The sequence below is a fragment of the Nocardia alni genome (assembly GCF_019038435.1).
In the GTDB taxonomy this organism is placed as follows: Bacteria; Actinomycetota; Actinomycetes; order Mycobacteriales; family Mycobacteriaceae; genus Nocardia; species Nocardia alni.
This window is the reverse complement of the sequence record NZ_JAGPOX010000054.1, coordinates 1-17,474: the sequence shown is the minus strand read 5'-3', so window position 1 is coordinate 17,474 and position 17,474 is coordinate 1. Positions and strand designations below refer to the sequence as shown.

Sequence of the window (17,474 nt, the reverse complement as noted above, 5' to 3'; positions counted from 1 at the left end):
AATGCACGAACCGGAACGACCGGGGCTGGACCGGACTAGAGGTTCGAGCCCCAGACCATGAAGTGGTACTTGATGATTGCCGCTACCAGAGCGAGCACCGTGGCGACGATGATCGTGATGGCGGGACCGCGTACCGGGGTTTTTCCCTGGGAGTTGGTCAGCCGCAACGGTACCCAGCGCAGTAGCACTGCGACGCCCGCGACCGCCAGTGGTACGAAGTACCGGCCTTGTACGCCGTCGATGAGGTAGTAGCCGACCGGGGAGAACGACATGTACAGCGTCACATAGATCATCGCGACGCTGGCGGCGATCGCCAGGGCCACCAGGGCGGTGCGCAGTTGGGTCGCCGACAGTCGTTCGGCGATGCCGACGCTCACCGCGAAGGCCAGCAGGCAGGCCAGGATCGACAGGCCCGGCACGTCGACGTAGGCGAATCCGAGCTGGCCGAAGAACTGGGTGAACCACTCCCCGTCGCGCAACCAGATGCTATGGGTGAACACGTCGATGAAATGCCATGGGTGGCCGAGGATCTGGTGCAGCTGATCACCGGGTCGCACCGAATGCCATTGTGCCGGTTCACGCATCAGGCCCATGCCGTCGCCGGTGGGCGAGGCGATCTTCATCCAGACCGCGAACAGTGCGGCGCCGAGAATCGCGCAGCACCAAGGGATCCAGCGCAGCCAGCCGCGGAAACCGTACTGCCGGGCGGGGATCAGCGCCACCAGCATGGCCAGCAGCACATAGGTCGGTTTGCTCAGCGGCAGCGCGATTGTCGCCACCAGGGCCGCGGCGACCTCCGTGCGCGACAGTCGCGCATCCAGGAACAATCCCTTGACCAGCAGACACGACACCAGGATCGCCAGCGCGTTGGTGATGGTGTCGGCGGTGACCGTCCCGGCCTGGAACAGCGTGATCGGCAGCACCGCGACCGTGAACGCCAGCCACTGCACCCGATATCCGCGCAGCGCCCGCAGGGCGAATCCGACGATCAGCAGGTAGGCGAGCAGTCCGGCCAGGCGCGTCAGCAGCACGGTGTTCCCGACGTCGGCGCCGACGGCGGTGGCCAGCCACAGGCCCGCGACGGCTGGCACATACGGGATCGCCGAGTAGGCAGCGGTATTGGTGAACCACATGGGCTTGGTCGCCGAGCCGACCGGCGCGGAACCGAGCCGATCGTAGGCGGCGTGACCGGCCGACAGCGGCGCCGGTTCCTGTGGTTTGCGGCTGTAATCCCGCAGCGCGTAGCCCATCAGGGCATCGATGCTCACCGGGATTTGGCCGCCGTATGAGACACCGCGGGAGTCGGGAATGCGCTGCGGCAGGAAACCGCCGTGCGCGACCTGATAGGTCCGGCCGAACTGGGTGATCTCGTCATGGCCCCAGAAGGGGGGCGTCACCACACTGAATGTGACGCCGAAGATGGCTCCGATCAGCAGGAATACCACCGAGCCCAGGCCGATGCGCAGCTGCAGCCAGCACACCGCGGCGCTCAGGCGACTCGCTCTCGGGGGTGAATCATCCTCTGCGACACCATGTGCCGGTTCGGTATTCTGCTGGGGCTCGGCCACGGGACGACGATCGGTCTGGGGTTCCGCGTGTGTCGTCAATTCGTCTGTCCGATCCGTTCGGCCACGCCGTTGCGCGGCTCCTGGCGCCGCGGCGCGACCTCGATGACCTCGCCCCCGACGGCCGAATAGCGCAGGTACATCAACCGCGCCGCCTCGTGCCGGGACCTGCGGATGCCGTCCAGGATCAGCCCCGCGGTCCAGGCCAGACTGCCCAGCAGCAACAGGGTGAAGGCCAGGAACAGCGTCGGGAACCGGGGCACCTGGTGAATTTGGTAGAACTGCACGATGATCGGCACGGTCAGCACGATCGATATCAGCCAGGCCACCGTGCCGAACAGGCCGTAGAACGCCACGGGCCGCTCGTGCCGGGCCAGGCCGATGATCAGCGCCAGAATCTTGAAGCCGTCGTGATACGTGCGCAGCTTGGATTCGCTACCGGCCGGACGGTCCCGGAAACCGACCGGGACCTGGGTCTGCGGGACTCGCAGATGCAGCGAGTGCACCGTCAGCTCGGTCTCGATCTCGAATTCGCGCGATACCGCCGGGAAACTCTTGACGAACCGCCGCGAGAACACCCGGTAGCCCGAGAGCATGTCCTCGACGTTATCGCCGAAAACCTTCGCAACCACACCGTTCAGTATTTTGTTACCGGTTTCGTGACCTGTGCGATACGCCGTCTCCGAGCGGTCCCCGGCGTCCGCGTCGACGCGTCGCACCCCCAGGACGTGGTCGTACGGCCCGGACAGCAGGGCCTCGATCAGCCGCGGCGCGGCCGAAGCGTCATAGGTGTCGTCGCCGTCGATCATCAGATAGACGTCGGCCTCGATATCGGCGAAGGCGCGTCGCACGACGTTGCCCTTGCCCTTGGTGGTCTCGGTGCGCACGATCGCACCCGCTTCGCGAGCCCGCTCAGCGGTGGCATCGGTGCTCAGATTGTCGTAGACGTAGACGGCGATGCCCGGGACGGCGGCCGACAGGTCCGCGACGACCTTGGCGACCGACGCCTCCTCGTTGTGGCACGGCACGACGGCGGCGATACGAAGCTCGGTGGGGTCCACCCCGTCAATCCCTCATTAACTTGATCCGACGGTGAAGTACAACACCGGGAGGCTACAGGGAACCTCCCGTGGCGCGCCCGGTAACCCTGGTCGACGGACGGATTTCTCCCCGCTGGGCGGCCGCCTGTGCACCCGCTGAGGTACCGTCGCCAGGTGCCCAGCAGTGAGACCGTGACCGAGCCGGCCGAACGAACCGGAGGTCCCCTGCTGGGCAGGCTGATCTCCGCGTTCCGGACCGGCGGGGCGTTCCTGGTGGTCGGTGCGATCGGCTTTCTGGTCGACGCCGGGACCTACAACCTGCTGGTGTTCTGGGGCGGTCACGGAATTCTGTTCCACATACCGCTGGTGGCGAAGATCATCTCGATCGTGGTGGCGACAGTGGTCACCTATTTCGGCAACAAGTGGTGGACCTTCGCGCACCGCGGCGGCGGCAGCAAGACCCGCGAATATCTGCTCTACGCGGTATTCAACGTGATCGCGATCGGCCTGCAGCTGGGTTGCCTGGGCTTCTCCCGGTACGTGCTGCATCTGTCGACACCGCTGTCGGACAACATCTCGGGCACACTCATCGGTCAGATCGTCGCGGTGATCTTCCGCTACTGGGCCTATGACACCTTCGTGTTCACCGGTCCGAAAACGCCCCGATCGGGCGCGGATGCGTGAATCGGAGATAATGGTCCCGCCATATCGGAGCGGTATCGGGCGCGTAGCGCGGTGATCACGGGGGTAGTAACCCGTGGCACGGACGAAATCAGCACAACAGAGGGAAGCTGAGTATGGAGCAGTCGGCTGGCCAGGCCGTGACCGAGAACGACCGGCGTCCCGCGCCCGTCCCGGAGCGGCTGGTGCTGGCGCGCGGGGTGTTCACCGGACCGGCCCCCAAGATCAGCGACGAGCTGTATGCGGTGGTCAAGGGCAAGGCGCAGCGCGAGCGGTTGGCACTACGACTGGACAAGGGTGTCAGCGCGCATACCAACACCTACTTCGGCCGGTTCGCGGCCAGCTACTGGCAGCGTTGGACCACGGTGACCGAGGTCGAGGTCGCCATGACGCTCGAGGTGGGCGACCGGGCGCGAATTCGCCTGGCCGCCTCGGATATCGCGGGTCATCGTCGCATCATCGACTCGGCCGACGTCCATTCCGCCGGGCGCGTTGTGCTGCGGGCGCCGCTGGACCAGTACGTCGACGGCGGCGCGCTGTGGCTCGAATTCGACGCCGTCGGTGGGGAACTCGGCATCTCCGAGGTGGCCTGGACCGCGGTCGCGCCCGAGAGCATCCGGCCGGTGGCGATCGCGATCTGCACGTTCAACCGGGCTCCCGACTGCGCGGCGACCGTCGCGGCGCTGGCTTCCGATCCGGCCGTGCTGTCCGCGCTCACCGCGGTTTACGTGGTAGATCAGGGCACCGATCTGGTGGAGCAGCAGCCGCTGTACACCGAGACCGCGCCGCGGTTCGGCGAGAAGCTGCACTACATCCGCCAGCCCAATCTCGGTGGGGCGGGCGGTTTCACGCGTGGGCTGTACGAGGTGTCCAGCGCCGGGAGCTTCGAGGGCGCCGAGCATGCCGATATCATCCTGATGGACGACGACATCCTGTGTGAGCCGGAAACGGTGTTGCGGCTCAAGGCATTCGCCAATCTGACGGTGGAGCCGACGTTGGTCGGCGCGCAGATGCTGTTCCTGCTCAACCCCGACTACCTCAACGTCGGCGCCGAGGAGGCGTACCTGGGTGAGCTGAAGCACGGGCAGAAGGTGTCCAAGGCGCTGCGCAACACCAGCATGCTGAAGAAGAATCAGGAGCGCCGCGTCGACGCCGGGTACAACGCCTGGTGGACCTGCCTGATCCCGGCCGAGGTGGTCGCCAGGATCGGGCTGCCGCTGCCGGTCTTCTTCCAGTGGGACGACGTCGAATACGGCGTCCGGGCGCGCGAGGCGGGCTTCGTCACGGTGACCCTGCCCAACGCCGCGGTCTGGCATGCCGACTTCTACTGGAAGGACTACGACGACTGGGCGCGCTACTTCAGCATGCGCAACTCACTCATCGTCTCCTCCCTGCACACCGACCTGGATCCGAAAAACGTGACCCGCCAGCTGCTCCGCAATATCGGCGAACATCTGGTCGCGATGCAGTACGGCCTGGTGAACACCACACTGCAGGGCATCGAGGACTTCCTGAAGGGGCCGAAGGTGTTGCAGGACGGCGGAATCGCCGCCCTGGCCGCCGCGCGGGCGGGCCGTGCCGACTATCCGGAGACGATCAAGCATCCGGTCGCCACCGCTCCGGTCAACGCGACCGACATCCAGGTGCGCCGCGATTCGGGCGATCCGAGCCGGCCGCTGCTGGTGCTGGTCAAACGTGCCGTTCAGCAATGGACCGGCCGCACCCAGCCCGGCCTGAAGGCGGTGCCTCGCGAGGACGCGCACTGGTGGCACGTGTCGCTGTTCGATCACGTCATGGTGACCGACGCCTCGCAGTCCGGTGTGCGAATCCGCCGGCGCGACAAGGCCAAGGCCCGCGCCCTGCTGCTGCGCACCATCCGCGTCCTGCGTCGCCTGCACCGTGAACTGCCCGAGCTCAGCCGCCAATACCGCGCCGCCGTACCGGAACTCATCAGTCGTGAGAACTGGGAACGGCTCTACGGGAAATAAAGACGACCGTCGTTCCGGCGTGGGTCACGCCGGAACGACGCGTTATCCGGTCGCGTTCAGCCGCCGGACGAGCCGGCCGGTGGCGGCGGCGGATTGGTGATCACCTGTGCGTCTCGGTATATGACCCCGATTCCCGTGCTCGGGATCCTCGGGCCGGGCTCCCATACGGGTGGCCGCTGCACGATGGAACCGTCGGGCCGGACGATCGGCGTCTGCTGCTGGCCGATCGGCGGCCCCTGAACGAGGGGACAGGAGTACCTGACGGGCGCCGTCGAGCGCGGCGGGACGTAGGCCGTCCCCGTCACGATCGGTGCGCCGTTCGAGCAGATCACCGGGGCGTGCACCAGGTAGGTGTTCCGGCTGTCGTTGTTGCGACAGCCGAACTCCTGGCACGAGAGCCCGGGCGCCAGCTGCTGTGGTGGTGCTGCCACCGTGTCCGGTGCCAGCGCCCCGAGGGCGACCGCTGATACGGCAGTGCTGAATATCAACCTGTAACGCATTGGTCCTCCCTTCGTAGCCCGGGCCCGAGGCTGGTCCCTCGCAGCGCGGTGACCTCATTTTATAGCTGTCACGCATAGGAGGGATCGGGTTTTCGGCCGCGGAATATCGCGGGAGGCCGCCGCTCAGAGGAACAGGTCGGTGGACAGGGGCGCATCCCCCGGGGTGACGCGATACTTATCCAGATCGGTGATGCCGTGCGCGGCCAGGACCTCGTCGTCGAGGAAGAAGTTGCCGGTGGTGTCCTTCGCCGGGGAGGTCAGGACCAGGTAGGCGGAGTCCGCGTAGATGTCGGGGGTGCGGGAGGTGGACACCATCTCATCGCCGCCGAGCAGATTGCGGACCGCGGCGGTGGCGATCGTGGTGCGCGGCCACAGCGAGTTCACCCCGATGCCGTACTTGCGCAGCTCCTCGGCCAAACCCAGTGTGGTGAGCGACATTCCGTACTTGGCGATGGTGTAGCCGAGGGAGGCGCCCGCCCATTTCGGATCCAGGTTCAGCGGCGGCGAGAGGGTCAGGATATGCGGATTGCGACCCGCCTCGGCCGAGGCCCGCAGCGCGGGGATGCTCAATTTGGACAGCAGGAAACTGCCGCGGCAGTTGATGTCCTGCATGAGGTCGTATTTCTTCATCGCCAGTTGCTCGGTGGGCGCCAGATCGATCGCCGAGGCGTTGTTGACCACGATGTCGATACCGCCGAACCGCTCGACGGTCTCGGCCACCGCCCGTGCGACCCCATCGTCGTCGCGCACGTCGCCGACGAACTTGTGCACGCTCCCGCCCGCCTCTTCGAGTTCCGCGGCGGCGGTGTGGATGGTGCCGGGCAGCTTCGGATGCGGCTGATCGGTCTTGGCGATCAGGGTGATGTTGGCTCCGTCGGCCGCCGCGCGGCGTGCGATCTCGAGCCCGATGCCGCGGCTACCGCCGGACATGATCATCGTCCGGCCCGCTAGCGGGCGTCCTGTGTTCGTCATGCCTGTCTCCCGTTCTGTGCACCCGGTCCCACTCCGATGATCTCCAACGGACGGGCGCCGAGGTCCGGATTGGCCGATTCGCACAGTATGCGATGCCTCACTTCTATGCAATCAGTTGCATAGCGACGGGCAGCGGATCGGCTCGGGAGGCGACCCGGGCCGTGAATTGCTGCGGTCCGTTACGATCCGGCCGCGATCAGCAACAGGTTCAGCAGGATCAGCACGGCGACGATGCCCCAGCTGATGTACATGAACAGCATGCCCGGGGTTTTCTGTGGCACAGGGCCGATGGCCCCGCCCAGAAACCACACCAGGGGTGAACGGTAGAAGACGCGGGTGCTGTGCCCGTCGGCGACCGGCACGACCGTCTGGGCGGAGCCGTAATCCCATAGCCACTTGGTCTTGATCTGCACATGATGCTGCCCCGCGCCGACGGGGATGTGTGTGGCGCCCCACTTGGTGCCCGGAATTTCCTGGCCGTTCACCAGGATTCGCGGGCCACTGAGCGCGAGCAGGAATTGCAGTGGCATATACGAGGCGTCGATCAGTATTCCGGGTGGGCCCGGCTCCGGACGGAACTGCGGTATCTGTTGCTGCCCACCATAATTCGCCTGTGCGTACGGGTTCGGCTGGCCGCCATAGGGATTCGGCTGGCCGTACGGATTGGGCTGACCGTACGGGTACTGCTGACCGTACGGGTTCGGCTGGCCGTATGGATTGCCCGGGTACGGTTGCGGCGCAGCGGGATTGGGCATGCCGTAACCCGGCACGCCCGGCTGGGGAATGCCCGGCGAGGATGGACCGTTCGGCTGCCCGTAACCCGGCTGCGGGATTCCGGGCGTGGAGGCGCTGTGCGGCTGCCCATAGCCCGGTTGCGGAATGTTCGGCGTGGAGGGGGGATTCGGCTGTCCGTAGCCCGGCTGGGGGATGCTGGGCGCGGAGGCGCCCTGCGGCTGCGCGTCGTACGGGTTGGATCCATTGGGCTGCGGAGTTCCGTACGGCTGATTCGGCTGCCAGGACTGGCCGTAGGGCTGTTGTCCGCCGTAGGGATTACTCACGGCTATGCCTCCAAGAACGCTGATCTAGTCGGGTTTGTGGAACTGCTCGCGCCGACCCAGGCGCCGCAGTCGCAGCCATTCTCGCAGACCCTCCGGATCCCGTTGCTGGACAAGGAAGAACCAGGAGAAGCGGGCCCACTCCTGCGGCAGGAGTTTCCGCATACCCGGCTGTGACATCAGATAGCCGCGGTTGCGATAGGTGAAGTACCGTTTGACGGGATCGTCCGGATACTGGGTGTGCATGCGCCCGCCCAGAATCGGCTTGAATTCCGCGGATCCGTTGGGGTGCAGATACGCCGTGGTCAGGCAGGTGCCGAACGGCAGGCCCGAACGCACCAGCCGCCGATGGACCTCTACCTCGTCGCCGCGCACGAACAGCCGCAGATCCGGTACGCCGATCACATCGACCGCCCGCGCCGAGATCAGCGCGCCGTTGAACAGCGAGGCGATGCCGGGCAGGAAATCCTCGTCGCCGTCCGCGTGCAGCTCCGAGCGCCGGCGCCGCCACACCACGCCGCGGCGCAGCGGGAACGCGAGCTGATCCGGATCGTCGATATCGCAGACCACCGGGGAGACCTCCGCCAGGCCGTGCGTCTTCGCGCATTCGACCAGCGTGGACAGCACCTCGGGCCCCTCGGGACGACCGTCGTCGTCGGCCATCCACACCCAGTCCGCGCCGAGCGTCAGCGCGTGCAGAATGCCCAGCGCGAATCCGCCCGCGCCGCCGAGGTTGTGCTCGGAACCCAGATACGTCGATTCCACCGGCTGCGCCCGCACCAGCTCACCCACCTCGGGTTCGTTGGCGTTGTCGACAACGATCAGATGATCGATCGGGCGCGTCTGATCGGACAGGATCTTCAGCGATTCGGCGAGTAGCTCCCGGCGCTTGTGCGTGACTACCACCGCGATGATGCGGTTCGGAGCCTGGACAGTCATGAAGGATTGTGCTCCAGTTCCCGTTCTCGTGCGAGTTCACGCTGGATCTGCGCGACGTGGTCGCCCGCCTCTGGGCCCTCGTAGGCGCGCACGACCTCCTCGATGTCGCCGCGCATCCGCATATTTCCGTGGTCGATCCAGATCGCGGTATCGCACAGCTGGGCCAGGAATTCGTTGGAATGGCTGCAGAACACCAGGATTCCCGACCGCGCCACCAGATCGCGCAGCCGGTTGCGGGCCTTTTTCATGAATTCCGCATCGACCGCGCCGATACCCTCGTCCAGCAGCAGGATCTCCGGATCGATCGAGGTGACCACGCCCATCGCCAGGCGCACGCGCATACCGGTGGAGTAGGTGCGCAGCGGCATATTCAAATACTCGCCGAGTTCGGTGAATTCGGCGATCTCGTCCACCTTGGCCAGCATCTGCTTGCGGGTCTGCCCGAGGAACAGCCCGCGAATGATGATGTTCTCGAAACCGGAGATTTCCGGATCCATCCCGACGCCCAGATCGAATACCGGCGCGACCCGGCCGCGAATTCGCGCGGTGCCGCGGGTCGGTTCGTAGATACCCGAAAGCAGGCGCAGCAGTGTGGATTTGCCGGCGCCGTTGTGCCCGACCAGGCCGACGCGGTCGCCCTCCTTGAACGACAGGCTGATCTCCCGTAATGCCTCGACCACGACGACGTCCGAGGTATTGCGTCCGATCGCACCACCGGCCTTGCCCAGGAACGCCTTCTTCAGCGACCGGGATTTGGCGTCGAAGATCGGGAATTCGACCCAGGCGTCACGGGTCTCGATGCTCACATCGTCGGTCATATCGGCCTTTACACCCAGTAGGGCACACGGGAACGGAACTTCTTCAATGCCAGTATCGCCACCGCCCAGCCGATCACGGTGATACCGAGCACCACCTCCCAGGACAGCAGATGGATCGGCTGCCCCAGCAGCGGCGCGCGGATGATCTCCAGGTAGTGGAACGTGGGCACCAGCTCGATCAGTCGCGCCTTGCCGCCGATGCCGGCGCCGACCCGTTCGGTCAGCGACTGCGCGTTCCACATCACCGGGGTGAGCACGAACAGCATAAGGGTCATGCTGTTCAGAATCTGCGCGATATCGCGATAGCGGGTGCTCAGAATGCCGAATGCGATGGACACCCACGCGGCATTGAGGAACAACAGGACGATGCCGGGGATCGCCAGCAGCACAGTCCAACTCAGATGTCGCCAGACTCCGAACGCGGCCAGCAGAATCACGTAGATGATCGCGTTGTGCGCGAAGAACAGGAACTGCCGCCACACCAGCCGATAAATATGGACGCTGAGTGCTGAGGGCAGCTGCTTGATCAGTCCCTCGTTGGCGATGAAGACCTGTGAACCCTCGAGAATGCTGGCGTTGATCACATTCCAGACGATCAGGCCGACCGTCACATACGGGAGCTGGAAGCTGAGCGGCAGATGCAGCAGCGCGGCATACAGCACGCCCATCGCCGCGGCCTGCACGCCGGTGGCGATGGTGATCCAGAACGGACCGAGCACCGACCGGCGATACCGCTGCTTGATGTCCTGCCATCCGAGCGAAAGCCACAGCTCACGCTGTGCGAATCCGTCGCGTAGGTCCTTGAACGCACGACCGAACGACTGCGAATCGGACATCAGTGGTACCGGGGCTTCGGCCGGGCTTTGTTCGGCGGTTGCCGAGTCGGCGGGGGCAGCTGCTGCGGGCACAGTGCACTGTATCTAATCCGCCTCCGGTGTGCTCCGGGGGTGTTCGCGGCCCGGCTACAGATACTGCCCGCCGCTGCCCGACGGGCCCTGCCCGCCCTCGCGCTGACCGTGCAGGCCCGGCGGCAGGGCATGCCGCATCTGTTCGAGTTGCGCGCGGGCGGCCATCTGCTGGGCGAACAGCGCGGTCTGGATGCCGTGGAACAGGCCCTCCAGCCAGCCGACCAGCTGAGCTTGTGCGATGCGCAGCTCGGCGTCCGTCGGGATCGTGTCGTCGCTGAACGGCAGCGCCAGTCGCTCCAGCTCCTCGCGCAGCTCCGGGGCCAGGCCCTGTTCGAGCTCGCGCACCGAGGTCTTGTGGATCTCCCGCAGACGAGTGCGGCTGGCGTCGTCCAGGGGCGCCTGCCGCACCTCCTCGAGCAGTTGCTTGATCATGGTGCCGATACGCATGACCTTCGCCGGCTGCTCGACCATATCGGCCAGGGATTCCTCCTTGGCCTCCTCGTCGCCGTCGCCGCCGGGTCCGCCCATACCGAGCAGGTGACCGCCGATCGGCGATCCGCTCTGCGAACTCGCAGGGACGACCAGCGGCTGGCCGTCTGGTCCGATCACCACGATGGAATCCGGTTCTCCGTCCGAATGCGTCATGGGCTCCATCATGTCGGGTTCGCGTGTGCCGCGCTGCAGTGGGGATGGTGAGCCGGGGGTATCCTCTTGCGATCGTGTCCGCAGTTGGTCTGTACTTCTCGGTTTGCTGAAAGTCGGTCGACATGTTGCGTGATAGCTCACCTGGTCGCCTGCGCTGTGCGGGCCGGTCCGCGTCGTGCGCGAAACGCGTCAACCGGTCGGTTGCCGCGGACACGGTTACGCCACTACGCCCCCTGCCCTTAGAGTGGCCCACATGACTTACGACGTCGCGCGGGTTCGGGGCCTCATACCGTCCCTGGGCGACGGGTGGATTCATCTCGACCCGCAGGCCGGCATGCTGGTTCCGGATTCGGTATCACGGGCGGTCTCAACGGGTTTCCGCACGTCGGCCTTTTCTCATACGAATCGGGTGCCCGCCGCTCGGCGCAGCGGTGCGATCCTCGACGCCGCCCGCGAGGCGGTGGCGGATCTGGTCGGTGGTGACCCCGCGGGCGTCGTGCTCGGCCCGGATCGCGCGGTGCTGTTGGCGTGGCTGGCGGAATCACTGAGTTCGCGGCTGGGCCTTGGCACCGGGATCGTACTGTCGCGGCTGGACGACGAGGCGAACGTCGCGCCGTGGCTGCGGATCGCGAATCGGTATGGGGCCCATGTGCGGTGGGCCGAGGTGGAGATCGAGACCTGCGAAATGCCCGCGTGGCAGTTCGAGGAGCTCATCGGCCCCACCGCGCGTCTAGTGGCCTTGACGGCCGCCTCGCCGATCGTCGGCTCCGCCCCGTCGGTGCGGGTGGCCGCCGATCGGGTGCACGAGGTGGGCGGGCTGCTGGTGGCCGACTGTTTCGGCGCCGCGCCGTACGCGCTGATCGATATCGACGAGCTCAACGCCGACGTGGTGGCGTTATCCGCGCCCGCGTGGGGCGGGCCGCAGATCGGAGCGCTGGTTTTCCGGGATCCCGCCTTCCTGGACCGGATTCCGTCGATGTCGCTGAATCCGTACGCCAAGGGCGCCGAGCGACTCGAGGTCGGCGGGCATCAGTACGCGCTGCTGGCCGGGCTCACCACCTCGATCGACTATCTCGCCGGGCTCGATGAACAGGCCGCCGGGACGCGCCGGGAGCGCCTCGAAATGTCGGTCACCTCGCTGCAGGACTATCACGACCACCTGTTCGAGCACCTCATGGACGTGCTCGACCGCATCCCGAACCTGACGGTGATCGGCCGGGCCTCCACCCGCATCCCGACGGTCAGCTTCACCATCTCCGGGATGCAGAGTGAGAAGGTGTCGGCCAAACTCGCCGACCACCGCATTGGAACACTGTCCGGTGCGCACGGCGGCAGTCGCCTGCTGGACGCCCTGGGCGTCAACGACGAGGGCGGCGCGGTCACCATCGGATTGGCTCCTTACACAACCAGATTCGAGATCGACCAGGTCGGTCGCGCGTTGGCCTCACTGGATTGAGCGCGCCGGCCCCGAGTCGGGGCCGCGTTCATCGGGCGTGACCGGGGGCCTGCGTGGTAACGCTCCGCCTCCGGATCGATCACGCCTGGTCGATCCGGAGGATGACCTTGCCGACTGTGTCGGCCGAGTCCAGCAGGCGATGCGCGGCGGCGGCCTCGGTGACGGGCAGTTCGGCATGTACGACCGGGATCACGGTCCCGTCGGCGATCAGCGGCCACAGGTGGCGGCGCAGCTCGGCGACGATCTCGGCCTTGCTGGAGCGGCCGGCCGCCGGGCGTCGGCGCAGGTTGGTGGCGTGGATGGTGCCGCGCTTGGCCAGCAGCGCGCCGAGGTTCACCTCACCCTTGACCCCGCCCTGCATGCCGATGACGCACAGCTGACCGTCGTCGGCCAGGGTCTCGATGTTGCGGCCCAGGTACGCCGCGCCCATATTGTCGAGGATGACGTCCGCGCCACCGAATTCGCCGAGCGTCGCGACGAAGTCCTCCTCGCGGTAGTTGATCAGGATGTTCGCGCCCAGTTCCTTGCAGCGATCCAGCTTGTACTGGGATCCGGCGGTGACCGCGACCCGCGCGCCCCGGTGGACCGCCACCTGGATGGCGTGCGTCCCGATCCCGCTGCCGCCGCCGTGGATCAGCAGCAGCTGGCCGGCGTGCAGCCCGGCCCGCATGACCAGATTCGACCAGACCGTGGCCGCGACCTCCGGCAGGGCCGCGGCCACCGCGAGGTCCAAGCCCTCGGGCACCGGCAGCAGCTGATCGGCCGGTGCCAGCACCCGCTCGGCATAGCCGCCGCCGGACAGCAGCGCGCACACTCGATCGCCGGGCTTCCAGTCCCGCACGCCCGGGCCGACCTGCGCGATCACCCCGGAACATTCCATACCGATGATCTCGCTGGCGCCGGGCGGCGGCGGATAGAACCCCTGCCGCTGTAGCAGGTCCGCCCGATTCACGCCCGCGGCGACGACGTCGATCAGGACCTCGCCGACGCCCGGATCGGGCAGATCCGGTATCTGCGCCCAGCGCATCGTGTCTGGTTCACCGAAGCCATCGAGAGTCACCGCATGCATGGGGTAATTGTGGACTGTCGTGGATGGCGCGGGTGACCCGATGCCTCATTAGCTCGGTAGATCGGCCATTCCAACATTTCCGTTCAATAGAATGCTGCCTATGAACAACGAACCGAGCGGTCTCACGGTATCGGCGCCGAGATGGCTCAGCTCGGTGCAGCAACGGGCGTGGCGTGCGTATATGGACGGCCACCAGCGTCTGCAAGGCGAGCTGAACAAGCAGTTGCAGCGCGACTGCGATATGAGCCTGGCCGAATACCGCATCCTGGTCCTGCTGTCCGAATCCCCCTCACTCTCGCTGCGGATGAGCGACCTGGCCGACGGCGCCCTGTCCTCCCGCAGCCGCCTGACCCACCAGATCCGCCGCCTGGAGGCCGAGGGCATGGTTCACCGCACCAGTTGCGAGGAAGACGGCCGAGGCGTCCGCGCCCACCTCACCGAGGTGGGCACGCGCCGCCTACGCGCCGCCGCCCCCACCCACGTCACCGAGGTCCACCGAGATTTCATAGACCTCCTCACCCCCGAGGAACTAGCCATCATCGGCGAAGCCTTCACCCGCATAGACCAAACCCTCATCGCCCGCGGGAGCAGGAGTTCCTGACTACGGTTTGGTCGCGCTCAAGGCGTAGAGCATCGGAACCCGGGCGTCGGCGGGCGGCAGTTTCCACCACCCGGTCGACTCGTCGCGGACCATCCGTTCCCACCGAGGCCAGGGAAGCTGTTCGGTCTCCCTGAGCCGCGTGACGATCAAGCCCGCCCCGACAAGAGCCGTGACGACTTCGCCCAGCCCGTGCGCCCATTCATACCCGCGAGTGGCGCCGACGGGCAACGCAGGCCCGTCGGTATAGGTATGCGTCCCATCGTGTTCGATCGCCCCACGCCCTTCGAGGTAATCGTGCCGCAGCACCAATTCCGGCCCCGCGCCCGGATCCGGCTTCGGCGCCAGCGAAGTAAGCACAGGATGGAATTCCACAAGATACAACAGCCCACCCGGCCGAAGCAGTTCAGCGATCACCCCAGCCCAATGATCCAAATCCGGCAGATAACACAACGCACCCTTCCCGGTGTAGACGACGTCGAACCTGCTATCGCCGAGCTCGCCCACCGCGTCGTACACATCGGCCCGCACGTAATCGACGTGGATCCCCTGCCGATCCGCAATCCCGCGCGCCTGCTGTACAGCCTGCTCGGAGAAGTCCAGCCCGACCGTCCGCGCCCCGCGCTCCGCGAACGCAACCGTCTCGGTCCCCAGATGACATTGCAGATGCACCAAATCCCGACCCCCCAACGGCCCCAAGTCATCCCACTCGAACGAGGCGAACCAACACTCCGCCGGCACACCGTAGAACGCGGACGCCGCATGAATCGGCGTCCGGGCATCCCAGTTGCGCCGATTGGCAAGCATCATCGCGGCTGTCGCCTGATCGAATCCACTGTCCATGTTGCCCTTTCGCCTCTGCCTTGACCGCGATACTCCGGGCCTGCGGGCTCGAGTCGGCCGCCTGAACAATCAATATCACGCTCGGCTGCACTGTTGGCGAGACTGGTTGTTCCGGGAGGTGGTCGCGAAGCAGTGAGTGACATCATTTCCGCCAGAACCGAAAGCATTCTGCGAGCCCACGCAGAATTTCAGCGCGGTACTTCGCTGGCACATCGCGCATTGTGAGTGCGATCGCAATGGTCCGGCCAAGGGTGGCGATAGCCAGGGACAGTGTCGCGACCAGGATCAAGATAATAGTCATTGGTACTCATCACGCCTTCGCTCGTTCTTGGAGCCAGTAAAGCGCGAGGCGAAGTCAGCTCGACGGAACGTCCTGCAGTAACGCGGATTCTGTGGATAAGTTCCACTCTGTGGATAACTTAGAGCCGACTGCCCACCGTGTGTCCGATCGCCACCGTGGGGTCGAGGTCGGCGAGATTCGGGCCGGCTCCTAGACCTCCAACGCCTGTAACACGGCGTCGCAGATGAAGATCCGGTCGTACCGACCCTCGAGGCGCTGTCGCAGGACTCCCAGCTCGACAAGTTTCTTGATGCCTTCGTTAGCAGCCTGATACGACACCCCGTGTCGCTCGGCTGCGTAAGTCGCGGCGAGCATTGGGTATCCGATGAGATCCTGCGCTATGGCGACTGCCGCACTGTTTTGGCGTAGGTGCCTGACCCTCGCCTGAAACTGCTCACGAAGTCCCGCCAAACGCATTGCACGAGCTGCGGTCTCGAGCGATTCAGCATGGACTGCGGCGCAGATGAGCGATACCCAGTCGTCCCAGCGGCCAGTCAGTGAGACGTTGAGCAGGCCGTTTTGATACTCCTCCCGATTCCTTTCCAGCCAGGACGAGATGTTGAGGATCGGAAACCGCAATTCGCCGGCTATGACAAGCTGAAGCAGCGCGATCAAACGCCCTAGACGGCCGTTGCCGTCGGTAAATGGATGAAGCGCCTCGAACTGGTAATGCGCAAGAGCCATGGTCACCAACGACGGTATAGATGACGGCTTCCGTACCCATTGCTCCCATTGGGTGAGTCCGTCTCGGAGTAGATCGCCAGGCAGAGGTGGCACAAACCGGGCATGCTCGACCCGGTCACGTCCAACACCGCTGAAGACCTGAGTCCGGCGAATGCTGCCCGCGTCCGGGCCATCACTGCGTGCGGCGACCGTGCCGCCGCCTGCGGCGAATCCCTCGACCACCGGGCGATGGCGGCCAGGAAACTCACGGTGCGCACCACCGCAACCGACTGCCGAATCGTCAACGCGGTGGCAGCTCGCTACGGACCAGGATCGATACCCGATGCTGACCGTCCGGTTGCGGGAGACTCCCGGAAACCGACCGCAGTGAGAACTGCACAAGCTGAACATGGTGCGATAACCCCTCCTGAACTCCGGCGACACGCCCGTTAACCTGCATGCTGTTCTGCGCTAGAGACGTTGTTACCCAGAGTCTCATCCCGGTTGCCTCTTATCGAAGACGTCGATTCGCGAGGTAATAGCGGTGATGATCGCAAAAATAGACGACATCGACTGAAGTAGGTCGAAGGTATCTCGTGTCCATTCACCGAAAGCGCGGCGTGGTACCAGCATTGATGCTGGTCCCTGCTATAGCCGGTTGGTATTTTGCAACTGGCTGTGATGTACAGGCGCCACAATCGACAAGGTCCGTCGCGGAACCGCCACCCATCACAGCCGAGCGGGGTACGCCGACAACCCTGACCACGACGTCGTCATCCGCTCCTGCGACGATGTCGACGGTTCCTCTGAGCACCACGCAATCAGACGATGCCCAGGCTGACGTGGACTACGCCGCGGTGTGCGCCAACGCTGTCCTCGGGGTGCGTGTGGATGACACCGAGTGCGACGATGCCGACGAAAACTACTTCGGCGACGACAGCAGTGCGGCGGGGTACGCAGCAGCGGGTCTCGCGAGTGGAACTTTGGGGGCGGCGATGTGGTACTACCTGTCGGTCCGAAATCGAGTCGTCGCGCCAGCACTCGGAGAGCGAGTGTTGAACGGTAGCTACGCCGCGCCGTACCTCACCCCTGACGGCAGAATACCGGTGATAGATCGCGCGGGCAGCGTCGCTTTCAGGGGCGGAATCTTGACCAAGAGCACCGTTCTGCGTGGTGGCCTCGGATGGAGGCACCACGGTGGTCATTCGTAGTAGACAAAGGCGTGCTCGACGGTTATAGGCGGGCAAGAGCTGGTCAGTCGCGGTGAGTGTGGGATTTGAACCCACGGTGGCGTGAACCACGACGGTTTTCAAGACCGTTCCCTTAGGCCGCTCGGGCAACTCACCCCGCCTCGGTGTCGGAGGCCATCACAGAGTACTTGGAGTGGGGGTGGG

The 17,474-nt window shown here is 65.6% G+C and carries 16 protein-coding genes and 1 tRNA gene; 4 read left to right on the top strand and 13 right to left on the bottom strand.

Annotated features, from left to right (window positions below):
* Positions 1-35: 35 nt before the first annotated feature.
* Both JZ791_RS21195 and JZ791_RS21190 read right to left on the bottom strand, forming a co-directional pair.
* Complete coding sequence (locus JZ791_RS21195) at positions 36-1,568, bottom strand: DUF2142 domain-containing protein (protein ID WP_308163017.1); 1,533 nt, start codon at positions 1,566-1,568, stop codon at positions 36-38.
* A gap of 35 nt (positions 1,569-1,603) precedes the next feature.
* A complete protein-coding gene (locus tag JZ791_RS21190; RefSeq protein WP_216896910.1) occupies positions 1,604-2,626 on the bottom strand; it encodes a glycosyltransferase in 1,023 nt (340 codons plus the stop codon).
* A gap of 153 nt (positions 2,627-2,779) precedes the next feature.
* On the opposite strand from JZ791_RS21190, the gene JZ791_RS21185 reads away from it, so the two are divergent.
* On the top strand, positions 2,780-3,289 hold the full coding sequence (locus JZ791_RS21185; RefSeq protein ID WP_308163016.1) for a GtrA family protein: 510 nt from the start codon (positions 2,780-2,782) through the stop codon (positions 3,287-3,289).
* A 113-nt stretch (positions 3,290-3,402) separates the two neighbouring features.
* Entirely contained in the window at positions 3,403-5,274 is a 1,872-nt protein-coding gene (locus JZ791_RS21180) for a glycosyltransferase (RefSeq protein ID WP_216896909.1), read from the top strand.
* Positions 5,275-5,330: 56 nt separating this feature from the next.
* On the opposite strand, the gene JZ791_RS21175 is transcribed toward JZ791_RS21180, so the two are convergent.
* From JZ791_RS21175 to JZ791_RS21145, 7 genes are all read right to left on the bottom strand, one after another.
* Positions 5,331-5,774, bottom strand: coding sequence for a hypothetical protein (locus JZ791_RS21175; protein WP_216896908.1), 444 nt, complete (start codon positions 5,772-5,774; stop codon positions 5,331-5,333).
* A 123-nt stretch (positions 5,775-5,897) separates the two neighbouring features.
* Positions 5,898-6,746 (bottom strand): SDR family oxidoreductase, encoded by an 849-nt coding sequence (locus tag JZ791_RS21170; protein WP_216896907.1) that lies wholly within the window; start codon positions 6,744-6,746, stop codon positions 5,898-5,900.
* Positions 6,747-6,925: 179 nt separating this feature from the next.
* A complete protein-coding gene (locus JZ791_RS21165) occupies positions 6,926-7,804 on the bottom strand; it encodes a hypothetical protein (protein ID WP_216896906.1) in 879 nt (292 codons plus the stop codon).
* 24 nt (positions 7,805-7,828) lie between these two features.
* Positions 7,829-8,740: a galactofuranosyltransferase GlfT1 gene (glfT1, locus tag JZ791_RS21160; protein ID WP_216896905.1), complete on the bottom strand. Its 912-nt coding sequence runs from the start codon at positions 8,738-8,740 to the stop codon at positions 7,829-7,831.
* The gene (gene wzt / locus JZ791_RS21155) at positions 8,737-9,558 is read right to left on the bottom strand and encodes a galactan export ABC transporter ATP-binding subunit Wzt/RfbE (RefSeq protein WP_216896904.1); all 822 of its coding nucleotides are present in this window, start codon (positions 9,556-9,558) and stop codon (positions 8,737-8,739) included. Before wzt ends, glfT1 begins: the two co-directional genes overlap by 4 nt.
* Before the next feature lie 8 nt (positions 9,559-9,566).
* On the bottom strand, positions 9,567-10,394 hold the full coding sequence (wzm, locus tag JZ791_RS21150; protein WP_216896937.1) for a galactan export ABC transporter permease subunit Wzm/RfbD: 828 nt from the start codon (positions 10,392-10,394) through the stop codon (positions 9,567-9,569).
* A 126-nt stretch (positions 10,395-10,520) separates the two neighbouring features.
* Positions 10,521-11,111, bottom strand: a complete 591-nt coding sequence (locus tag JZ791_RS21145; protein ID WP_216896903.1) for a bacterial proteasome activator family protein — start codon at positions 11,109-11,111, stop codon at positions 10,521-10,523.
* A 253-nt stretch (positions 11,112-11,364) separates the two neighbouring features.
* Between JZ791_RS21145 and JZ791_RS21140 the strand changes: the two genes are divergently transcribed.
* On the top strand, positions 11,365-12,567 hold the full coding sequence (locus JZ791_RS21140) for a cysteine desulfurase-like protein (RefSeq protein WP_216896902.1): 1,203 nt from the start codon (positions 11,365-11,367) through the stop codon (positions 12,565-12,567).
* Between the two features lie 79 nt (positions 12,568-12,646).
* Here JZ791_RS21140 and JZ791_RS21135 read toward each other — a convergent pair whose 3' ends face one another.
* Positions 12,647-13,636, bottom strand: coding sequence for an NAD(P)H-quinone oxidoreductase (locus JZ791_RS21135; protein WP_216896901.1), 990 nt, complete (start codon positions 13,634-13,636; stop codon positions 12,647-12,649).
* A gap of 100 nt (positions 13,637-13,736) precedes the next feature.
* Between JZ791_RS21135 and JZ791_RS21130 the strand changes: the two genes are divergently transcribed.
* Positions 13,737-14,237 (top strand): MarR family winged helix-turn-helix transcriptional regulator, encoded by a 501-nt coding sequence (locus JZ791_RS21130; protein ID WP_254206048.1) that lies wholly within the window; start codon positions 13,737-13,739, stop codon positions 14,235-14,237.
* Here the strand turns inward: JZ791_RS21130 and JZ791_RS21125 are convergent, their stop codons facing one another.
* The 3 genes from JZ791_RS21125 to JZ791_RS21115 form a co-directional block, all read right to left on the bottom strand.
* Positions 14,238-15,077 carry a class I SAM-dependent methyltransferase gene (locus JZ791_RS21125; RefSeq protein WP_216896900.1) on the bottom strand — a complete coding sequence of 280 codons (840 nt, stop codon included), beginning with the start codon at positions 15,075-15,077 and terminating at the stop codon, positions 14,238-14,240.
* A 490-nt stretch (positions 15,078-15,567) separates the two neighbouring features.
* The gene (locus JZ791_RS21120) at positions 15,568-16,491 is read right to left on the bottom strand and encodes a Fic family protein (RefSeq protein ID WP_216896935.1); all 924 of its coding nucleotides are present in this window, start codon (positions 16,489-16,491) and stop codon (positions 15,568-15,570) included.
* An 850-nt stretch (positions 16,492-17,341) separates the two neighbouring features.
* A tRNA-Ser gene (locus JZ791_RS21115) sits at positions 17,342-17,426 on the bottom strand.
* Positions 17,427-17,474 lie beyond the last annotated feature (48 nt).

Bases quoted from the DNA above. Each gene is read 5' to 3' on its own strand.
- JZ791_RS21120 (WP_216896935.1), bottom strand. From the start codon at position 16,491: ATGTTCAGCTTGTGCAGTTCTCACTGCGGTCGGTTTCCGGGAGTCTCC.
- JZ791_RS21175 (WP_216896908.1), bottom strand. From the start codon at position 5,774: ATGCGTTACAGGTTGATATTCAGCACTGCCGTATCAGCGGTCGCCCTC.
- JZ791_RS21135 (WP_216896901.1), bottom strand. From the start codon at position 13,636: ATGCATGCGGTGACTCTCGATGGCTTCGGTGAACCAGACACGATGCGC.
- JZ791_RS21180 (WP_216896909.1), top strand. From the start codon at position 3,403: ATGGAGCAGTCGGCTGGCCAGGCCGTGACCGAGAACGACCGGCGTCCC.
- JZ791_RS21170 (WP_216896907.1), bottom strand. From the start codon at position 6,746: ATGACGAACACAGGACGCCCGCTAGCGGGCCGGACGATGATCATGTCC.
- JZ791_RS21125 (WP_216896900.1), bottom strand. From the start codon at position 15,077: ATGGACAGTGGATTCGATCAGGCGACAGCCGCGATGATGCTTGCCAAT.
- JZ791_RS21130 (WP_254206048.1), top strand. From the start codon at position 13,737: ATGAACAACGAACCGAGCGGTCTCACGGTATCGGCGCCGAGATGGCTC.
- wzt (WP_216896904.1), bottom strand. From the start codon at position 9,558: ATGACCGACGATGTGAGCATCGAGACCCGTGACGCCTGGGTCGAATTC.
- JZ791_RS21140 (WP_216896902.1), top strand. From the start codon at position 11,365: ATGACTTACGACGTCGCGCGGGTTCGGGGCCTCATACCGTCCCTGGGC.
- wzm (WP_216896937.1), bottom strand. From the start codon at position 10,394: ATGTCCGATTCGCAGTCGTTCGGTCGTGCGTTCAAGGACCTACGCGAC.
- glfT1 (WP_216896905.1), bottom strand. From the start codon at position 8,740: ATGACTGTCCAGGCTCCGAACCGCATCATCGCGGTGGTAGTCACGCAC.
- JZ791_RS21145 (WP_216896903.1), bottom strand. From the start codon at position 11,111: ATGACGCATTCGGACGGAGAACCGGATTCCATCGTGGTGATCGGACCA.